The sequence below is a fragment of the Okeania sp. SIO2F4 genome, from assembly GCF_010672385.1.
Taxonomy (GTDB): Bacteria; Cyanobacteriota; Cyanobacteriia; order Cyanobacteriales; family Microcoleaceae; genus Trichodesmium.
Window position 1 is genome coordinate 1 of sequence record NZ_JAAHGT010001469.1, and the last position, 1,180, is coordinate 1,180.

General features: G+C 37.5%; 1 protein-coding gene. It reads left to right on the forward strand.

The annotated features are described in order from the left end of the window. The first annotated feature begins 329 nt into the window (after positions 1–329). Complete coding sequence (locus F6K22_RS41290) at positions 330–899, forward strand: cytochrome b (protein ID WP_293111001.1); 570 nt, start codon at positions 330–332, stop codon at positions 897–899. The last annotated feature ends 281 nt before the right edge of the window (positions 900–1,180 follow it).

Below are 1,180 nucleotides of genomic sequence, written 5' to 3' on the forward strand. Positions count from 1 at the left end.
TTGATTGCCGACGGCATCGGGGAAAAGGGCACTCCCGCAGGCAGCTATCAGGGTATGCTGGTTTACAACACCTGCACCATTGTGACCGGCTTGGGCGGCACCTGTTCGGATTTTAAGTAAGCCGGATGCTTCTGGGCCAAGTGGCCCCATCAGAACTCCATGAAAGTGCTAGAAGCATTATGAAATAAGAATTTATCAATAAACTTTGCTAATGCAAAAGCATTGTACTGCAAGCATTCCAGGATATTCGTGCAACAAAGCCATTGATATTAAATGTTAAAATTAAAATTTTGAAATAGTATCACTGCAAAATAACTTGCGGGAAAATCATGGCTCAAGCTTCAAAAACAAACAAACCGAGAAAAAATTCTGCTTACCAAAATTTAATGTCGATCCATTGGTGGATGTTTAATTGTTACATTATTATATTTTTAGTTGGTTCTTTTATGTCGCGTTTGCCTAGAAATGCCTTTGGACGAAACCTTCTTTATGATTTCCATAAATCTCTAGGAGTATTGACAATGGCTTTATTAACTTGGCGAATTTTAACTCTATTACAAGTGTGGTGGAAGAAATATACTAAGCGATTGCCCAAGTATAGTTTTAAATGGATGCAAAAAGTAGCCCTGCATACTTCTCTTTATATCTTTATGTGGGCTGTTCCTATTAGTGGTTTCTTTTTTTCTAACTCCTTTAAAAGCAATAATGTCCGCTTTTTTGGTGTAACCTTACCTGATTTATTTCCCCAGAATAGTGACTTAGTAGACTTAGGTCGAAACATACATTTTTGGTTAGCTTATACTTTTTTAGCATTTATTATCTTACACACGATCGATCAATTCAAGGTAGTCAAAGGATTTTGGCGACGCATTAGTAAAAGAAAAATTAAACCTAGCTAAGACAGAAATTTGGCTCAATTGATAGCGAGATTGACTGAAACTTAGAAATAATAAAATGGTATTGTTTAGAGCTGATTCATAAAGAGAATCTAAAGAAAGTTGCTCCTAGTCAAATGAGGTGTTATTGTTGAGTATAATTGCTCCATATTATAACTAATGAGTCGTCTACCTGCGATCGCTAACCCTAAACGTCAACCATACCCAAGCGACCTGAGTGATTCGTATGGGGGAGATACTCAAGCCTCTGCTACCTAAGCCTAAAGGCTTTGGGCATCCTGTTC

Coding starts and splice junctions, on each gene's coding strand:
- F6K22_RS41290 (WP_293111001.1), top strand. CDS start 330: ATGGCTCAAGCTTCAAAAACAAACAAACCGAGAAAAAATTCTGCTTAC.